This window comes from Streptomyces triticirhizae (assembly GCF_003696235.1).
Classification (GTDB): domain Bacteria; phylum Actinomycetota; class Actinomycetes; order Streptomycetales; family Streptomycetaceae; genus Streptomyces; species Streptomyces triticirhizae.
The window spans coordinates 1-7,299 of the sequence record NZ_RFFJ01000254.1 but is presented as its reverse complement, the minus strand read 5'-3'; the positions used below and the strand labels follow the sequence as shown (position 1 = coordinate 7,299).

6 protein-coding genes are annotated in these 7,299 nt (G+C 74.4%); 2 read left to right on the top strand and 4 right to left on the bottom strand.

Annotated elements, in window-relative coordinates; genetic code table 11:
* Window positions 1–86: 86 nt before the first annotated feature.
* The 4 genes from EBN88_RS27220 to EBN88_RS27205 form a co-directional block, all read right to left on the bottom strand.
* Window positions 87–2,462, bottom strand: coding sequence for a transglutaminaseTgpA domain-containing protein (locus EBN88_RS27220; protein WP_122399703.1), 2,376 nt, complete (start codon window positions 2,460–2,462; stop codon window positions 87–89).
* Window positions 2,459–3,775 carry a DUF58 domain-containing protein gene (locus EBN88_RS27215; protein ID WP_122399704.1) on the bottom strand — a complete coding sequence of 439 codons (1,317 nt, stop codon included), beginning with the start codon at window positions 3,773–3,775 and terminating at the stop codon, window positions 2,459–2,461. Before EBN88_RS27215 ends, EBN88_RS27220 begins: the two co-directional genes overlap by 4 nt.
* Before the next feature lie 5 nt (window positions 3,776–3,780).
* Complete coding sequence (locus EBN88_RS27210) at window positions 3,781–4,773, bottom strand: AAA family ATPase (protein ID WP_122399702.1); 993 nt, start codon at window positions 4,771–4,773, stop codon at window positions 3,781–3,783.
* 141 nt (window positions 4,774–4,914) lie between these two features.
* Window positions 4,915–5,430, bottom strand: coding sequence for a beta-class carbonic anhydrase (locus EBN88_RS27205; RefSeq protein WP_122399701.1), 516 nt, complete (start codon window positions 5,428–5,430; stop codon window positions 4,915–4,917).
* A 283-nt stretch (window positions 5,431–5,713) separates the two neighbouring features.
* On the opposite strand from EBN88_RS27205, the gene rsmH reads away from it, so the two are divergent.
* Together rsmH and EBN88_RS27195 are read left to right on the top strand one after the other, a co-directional pair.
* A complete protein-coding gene (gene rsmH / locus EBN88_RS27200; RefSeq protein ID WP_122399700.1) occupies window positions 5,714–6,688 on the top strand; it encodes a 16S rRNA (cytosine(1402)-N(4))-methyltransferase RsmH in 975 nt (324 codons plus the stop codon).
* On the top strand, window positions 6,685–7,299 hold a 615-nt coding region (locus EBN88_RS27195; RefSeq protein WP_122399699.1), incomplete at its 3' end, for an FtsB/FtsL family cell division protein. The genes rsmH and EBN88_RS27195, both read left to right, overlap by 4 nt.

Genomic DNA, 7,299 nt, shown 5'->3' with positions numbered 1-7,299 from the left:
CCCGCCCCTCCCGCCGCCCGCGCGCCGCACGCCCGCCCCCGCGCCCCGCCCCTCCCGCCGCCCGGCGAGGGCTACGCCCTGCCGGGCTACGCGCGGCGGGGGATCACTCGGCCGGCTGAGCGAGGGAGGAGGAGGGCGCGAAGCCGCGCCAGGCGGGGAAGGCCGGCCGCCAGGCCGGCCCGCGCGAGGGCGATCTGACGGCGCCAGCCGGAGCGGCTCTCCGGTTCCCCCGCCGGAGCCGGAGCCGCACCCGCACCCCCAGCCCCAACCCCCGCCGGAGCCGCAGGCGCAGGCGACGGCGCGAACAGCTCCGCCTCCACCGCCGTCGCCAGTTCCCGCACGGCCGCAGCGGCTGTCTCGTCCAGCCGGGCCACCCGGACGATCCGCTCGGCCGCCTGCCGAGGCGTCTCGCTGGCCTGCGGCAGGATGCCAAAGTCCCAGGCGCTGTCGGTCAACTCCCGCCATGCGCCCAGCGGTCCGGCCTCCGGCGCCAGCCGCCTCGCCCGCGCTCTGGCGCGCCACAGGAGCGGCGTCGCCAGCAGCAGGAGCAGCAACAGCCCACCGCCGCCCCAGAGCGTCGGCCACAGCGGGAAGCCGGACTCGTCCCGGTCCTGCTCGGGCGTCGTCGGCTCCTGACGGCAGGCCCCGTCGACCGCCGGGTCGCAGCGCTCCGGCGCGGTCGAGGACGCGGAGGGCGTCGGCTCCCCGCTCTCCGTCGGCTCGGTCGGCTCGGGCTCCGCTGGCCGCTCGTTGTCGGGGCGTTCGGGCTGGGTGTACTCGGGCGCGTTGCCCTGCCCCGGCGTCGGCTCGAACCTGACCCAGCCCACGCCCTCGAAGTACAGCTCGGGCCAGGCGTGCGCGTTGTGCGCGCCCACTTCGTACTCGCCGCTGGCCGTCCGCGATCCGGGGGTGAAGCCCACCGCGACCTGCGCCGGGATGCCCAGGCTGCGGGCCATCGCCGCCATGGTGAAGGCGAAGTGGACACAGAAACCTTCCTTCTGCTCAAGGAAGTTGACGATCGCCTCCGTTCCCGTGCCCGACTCGACCCGGGTGTCGTACCGGAAGCCGCCGCTCTGGGTGAACCAGTCCTGGAGCGCGACGGCCTCCTCGTAGGGGTTGGCGCTCCCCGCCGTCACCTCAAGGGCGGTCTCGCGGACCTCGCGCGGCAGCTCCTCGGGGACCCGGGTGTAGTACTCCCGGAAGCTGTCATCCGCCTCGGGCGCCTCCGCGAGCTGCTCCCTGGTGGGGCTCACCACCAGGTGCTCGACCTGGTAGGTCTGGCCGCTGCTGGTCAGCGACGGGCTCTCGGAGACCAGCGTCTGCGAGCCCCGGTCGAAGGCCCACGGGCCGTTCGCCGTCACCGAGGTCGCCGGGTAGGGCACCGGCAGCGAGCGCTGCGCGTAGGCGTCCGATGCGCGGATCTCGGTCACCGCGTTGGTGAACTCCACGTCCCCGCCGAGCCCGGTCACCGGCCACGGCGGCTGAGGTACCTCGGCCTGGCGCCAGTTGGAGGAACTCCACTCGGCGCCGTCGAACTCGTCCAGCGCGGTCAGCCGCAGATACATCTCGCGCGGCGGCGCGCCGTCGGCGCGGTAGGTCAACAGCCGAATGTTCTCCGGCTGGTTGAGCTGGTCCTTCAGCGCCACCACGGGATCGACGGACACCAGCCCGCCGGAGCCGGCGCCGGCGCTCTCGGGCTCGTCCATGTTCAGCAGCCCGTTGCCGAGCCCCGGCAGCAGCAGCGGCGTCAGCAGCGCCACGCCCAGCGTCAGCGCCCCTATCCGCCGGCCGGCGCGCGCCCGGGGCCGCGCCGCGTGGCTCAGGTCCCGCGCCGTCATCCACCGCCCGCCGCCGGGGCCGCCGTAGAACAGCCCCCAGTGGCTGAGCCGTTCCCCGCCCTCGCTGAGCAGCAGCACCAGATACCCCAGGCCGGCCGCCGCGAAGTACGGCCAGCCGGTGGCCTCCTGGCCGACGCCGGCCGCCACCGAGAACAGCGCCAGCAGCGGCAGCCCGGCGGCGGCCGCGTTCCGCAGCGGCACCGCGAGCAGGTCGACCAGCAGCCCCACCAGCAGCACGCCGCCCCAGACCATCAGCCGGATGCCGTCGGTGGCCGGCGCCGGCGTGGTGTAGCGCCCTATGTCGTCGCCGCCGGCCGTCAGCAGCTGCCCGAACCGTTCGAAGACCTCCGGCGTCGGCACCACCCCGGCCAGCGCGTACTCCCCGGCCGAGGCCATGGTCAACAGCAGCAGTCCCACGCCCAGTTGGCAGAGCGCGACCAGCCCCGAGGGAAGCGGGGAGTGCCGCAGCAGCGCCGCCGCCCCCGACTGCGCCAGCAGCAGCAACGCCGCCTGCACCAGCCAGTCCGTGCCGTCGATCAGCGGCAGCAGCGAGCTGGCGGCCAGCACGGTGGCCAGCCAGGCCGCGAGCCCCGTCCTGATGTCGGCGGTCTGCACCGCGTTCACGACCGACCACCGCCCCGCGCCGACACCTCGACGGCGGCCTGCTGCCACAGCGCGCCCAGCGGAACGCCGGGGTGGTGGGCCAGCGCGGTCCAGCCGTTGTTCCGCAGCGTGGTCAGCCGGTCGCCCTCGATGCGCGGGTCGAGCTGCCCGGCGACGACGAACGCGGCCGCGCCCCCCGCCCTGGCCGCCATCCGGCCCAGCACCCCGGCCTGCGCCGGGTCCACCGAGCCGAGGAAGCCCAACAGCAGCTCGCCCGAGCCCGCGCGCTGCGCGGCCAGCGCCGGCTCGAAGCCGAGGGAGGCCGAGTGGTCCACCACGGCGAGGAAGTCCATCAGCCGGCCGGTCAGCTCGTAGGGGTCGGCTACCTCCGTGCCCGGCCCGGGAAGCTGGGTGCCGTCGTCGGTCAACAGCCTCACCTCGAAGCCCTGTCGCGTCAGATGCGAGATCGCCGATGCGGCCGCCGAGACCGCCCGTTCGAACGGCGCCGCCACCCCGCCCATCACATAGCCGGCGCGCCGGGTGTCCAACAGCACGGTGCAGCGCGCCCGTCGGGGCTGTTCCTCGCGGCGCACCATCAGCGAGCCCCGGTGCGCGGTGGAACGCCAGTGCACCCGCCGCAGGTCGTCGCCGTGCCGGTACTCGCGCGGGATCAGGTCGTCCTCGCCGGCCGAAGCCAGCGACCCGCGCATCCCCACGCCGTCCCCGCGCGCCAGCCCGCCGAACCGCACCGGCGGCAGCGGCTCGATCCCGGGCAGCACGGTCAGCGTGTCGTGGGTGCCGTAGGAACGGGTCAGCTCCACCATCCCGAACGGGTCGGCCAGTCGCAGCTGCAACGGCCCCAGCGGGTAACGCCCGCGCAGGTCGGAACGGATGCGGTAGGTGACCTCCCGCCGCCCGCCCGGCTCGATCCGGTCCAGCACGAACCGGGGCTTGGGGCCCAGCACATACGGCACGTGGTCCTGGAGCATCAGCACCCCGCTGGGCAGCCGGGCGTCGTTGGACAGCAGCAGGTGCACCCGCCCCTGCTCGCCGGCCGGCATCCGCTGCGGGCTCAGCCGCCTGGCCGCCGTCACCCGGGTCCTGGTGCGGTGCAGCACCAGCACCGAGACGACCGGCAGCACCATCAGCAGCGCGCCCACCCGCAACAGGTCGGGCTGGCCCAGCAGATACGCGCACCCGACGGCGGCGGCCCCGGCGGCCAGGAACGAACGCCCCCGGGTGGTCAGCCCGCTGAACGCCGCCCGCAGCGGCCCCGGGCCGTCGATCTGGCCGTCGTGCGACGGGTGCCCGGCACCGTGGCCCGGCCGGGGCATCGACATCAGTAGCCCCGGGTCCGCTGCGCGCCGTAGACGTCGGGCACCGGGGTGCGGCGCAGGATGTCGGCCACGAACTGCTCCGTGGTGCGCTGGTTGAACTGGGCCTGCGCGTTGGGCAACAGCCGGTGCGCCAGCACCGGGACGGCCAGCCGCTGGATGTCGTCGGGCAGCACATAGCCCCGGCCGCCCAGGGCGGCGGCGGCCTTGGCGGCCTGGAGCAGATGGAGCGTCGCCCGGGGCGAGGCGCCCAGCCGCAGCTCGGGGTGGACGCGGGTGGCCACGGCCAGGTCCACCGCGTACCGCCGCACCGGCTCCGAGACGTGCACCTCGCGCACGGCCGCGATCAGCTTGACGATCTCGTCGGCGTGCGCCGCCGGCCGCAGCGACTCCACCGGCGAGGCCGCCGTGTGGTGCTCCAGCATCCGCAGCTCCGCCTCGGGGCTCGGGTAGCCCACCGAGACCCGCGCCATGAAGCGGTCCCGCTGCGCCTCGGGCAGCGGGTAGGTGCCCTCCATCTCCACCGGGTTCTGGGTGGCGATCACCATGAACGGCTCGGGCAGTTCGTAGCTGTGCCCGTCGGCGGTGACCTGGCGCTCCTCCATCGACTCCAGGAGCGCCGACTGGGTCTTGGGCGAGGCGCGGTTGATCTCGTCGCCGATCACGATCTGCGCGAAGATCGCGCCCGGCTTGAACTCGAACTCGCCCCGCCGCTGGTCGAAGACGCTGACCCCGGTGATGTCCGAGGGCAGCAGGTCGGGGGTGAACTGGATGCGCTGCACCGAGCAGTCGACCGACTTCGCCAGCGCCTTGGCCAACATCGTCTTGCCGACACCCGGCACGTCCTCCAACAGCAGATGACCGCCGGCGAGCAGGACCGTCAGGGACAGCTGAACGACCTCCGGCTTGCCCTCGATCACGCTCTCCACCGAGCGCCGCACCCGCTCCGCCGTGGCGCTCAGGTCGGTGACCCTCGCGTGCTCCTCATAGGTCGTCAACCGGCCATCCTCCACCCTTGTCCATGCCTCGACCCGGCCCGACTCCCCGGCCGGGCCGGAAGCCCTCGCCCATCCCGGACACCCGGAAGACCCCTCGCGGTCGCGGCGCGCTCACCCGTGTCGCGGGGCGCGCGCCGCCACTCAGTCGTCCTGGGCGTCGGACGGGTCGATCTCCCGGAGCAGACCGGTTGTCACATCGAACACGAAGCCGCGTACATCATCAGTGTGGAGGAGAAAGGGCGAAGTGCGCACGCGGGCCATCGACTGCCGCACGTCCTGGTCCACGTTCGTGAACGACTCCACCGCCCAGCTGGGCTTCTGCCCGACCTCGCGCTCCAACTCCTGCCGGAAGTCCTCGGTGAGCTGCTCCAGGCCGCAGTTGGTGTGGTGGATCAGCACCACGGACCGGGTGCCCAGCGCCCGCTGACTGATCGTCAGGGAACGGATGATGTCGTCCGTGACCACCCCGCCGGCGTTGCGGATCGTGTGGCAGTCACCCAGTTCGAGCCCGAGGGCGGCGTGCAGGTCGAGCCGCGCGTCCATGCACGCCACGATGGCCACCCCGCGCACCGGGCGGGCGTTCATCCCCGGGTCGGTGAAGCCCTCGGCGTACCGTTGGTTGGCGCTGACCAGCTGATCCGTGACCGTATTCGACATAGCCGTGACGGTAGTACGAGCCGGGCGCCGGCACGGCCCAAGGGTGGGTGACGCGGCTCACAACCCACGCCTCGCGGGGCGTTCGCCCGCGTCGTTCCCCGGTTGCGCCGAAACGCCGGGCCCGACCAACCTCAGTGATTGACCGGGAACGCAGGTGGGCTAGTGTGACGCGCACGGAGAGGCGCGCCCCGGCGGCGCCGCCGTTCCCGCCCGCCAGCGGCTCGGCCCCCTTCGACGCTCTCCGATCTCCGCCGAAGGTCCTCGAAGGTTCCCCGGAAGGCGCATGACGACCAGCAACGACCGTCCGCCGGAAGTCCGGCACCGCCCCGTGATGCTCCAGCGCTGCGTGGAGCTGCTGGGTCCGGCGCTGGACGCCCCGGGCGCCGTGGTCGTCGACTGCACGCTCGGTCTCGGCGGGCACAGCGAGGCCCTGTTGACCACCTTCCCGAACGTCCGGCTGGTCGCGCTGGACCGCGACCGGGCCGCGCTGCGGCTGGCCGGCGAACGCCTGGCGCGCTTCGGCGACCGGGCCACCCTGGTGCCCGCCGTCTACGACGAACTCCCCGCCGTGCTGGCCCGACTCGGCCTGCCGAGGGTGGCCGGCGTCCTGTTCGACCTCGGCGTCTCCTCGATGCAGCTCGACGAGGAGGAACGCGGCTTCGCCTACGCCAGGGACGCCCCGCTCGACATGCGGATGGACCAGGACTCGGGGCTCAGCGCCGCCGACGTCCTCAACACCTACCCGCCCGGCGAACTGGTGCGCGTCCTGCGGACCTACGGCGAGGAACGGAACGCCCGCCGGATCGTCGAGGCGGTCGTCCGCCAGCGCGCCGCCGCCCCCCTGACCAGCAGCGCCCAACTCGTCACCCTCATCAGGGAGGCGCTGCCCCAGGCCGCCAAGCGCACCGGCGGCAACCCGGCCAAGCGCACCTTCCAGGCCCTGCGGATCGAGGTCAACGGCGAACTCGCCGTGCTGGAACGGGCGCTGCCGGCGGCCGTCGACGCCCTCGCGCTCGGCGGGCGGATCGTGGTGCTCTCCTACCACTCGCTGGAGGACCGCCTGGTCAAGCGGGTGCTGACGAAGGGCGCCAGCCACACGGCGCCGCCCGAACTCCCCGTCGTCCCCGAGCGGTACCAGCCCCGGCTGCGGCTGCTGACCCGGGGCGCCGAGCAGCCGTCCGAGACGGAGGTCGCCGCCAACCGCAGGGCGGCGCCGGCCCGGCTGCGCGCCGCCGAACGCGTCCGGGAGGACGCATGAGCCAACGCGAACGCTTCACCACCCTCACCGGCCTCAGCCACCTCACCCGGCTGAACCGGCTCTCCGGCCTGGTGCCCGCGCGCGGCTCGACCGCCGCCCGAACGCCCTTCGTGCTGCTGGTGGTCGTGCTGCTGGGCGCCGGCATGGTCGCGCTGCTGATCCTCAACGCCTCGCTCAACCAGGGCTCGTTCGAGCTGAGCGAACTGCGCCGCCAGACCCAGGAGCTGACCGACGAGCAGCAGCGGCTCCAGGCCGAGGTGGACGGCTACTCGGCGCCGGGCGCGCTCGCCGAGCGCGCCGAGGAGCTGGGCCTGGTGCCCGCCGGCCCGCCGGCGTTCCTCGGCTCCGACGGTGAACTGCTCGGGGACACCTCGCCGACCCCGGCGCCCGAGCCGCCCCCGCCCGCCGACACGGAGGACGCCCAGGACGCGGAGGGCGAGAACGGCGACGGCGGCGACGGGGCCGCCGAGCCCCAGGAGCTGCCGACGGAGGTCGTTCCCCAGGGCGGCACCACCGACCCCCGGGGCGGCACCACGGACCCGGCGCCCTCGCCCTCGCCGACGCCGACCGCCGTCCCGACCCCCGTGGACCCGACGCCGGCCGCCGAGCCG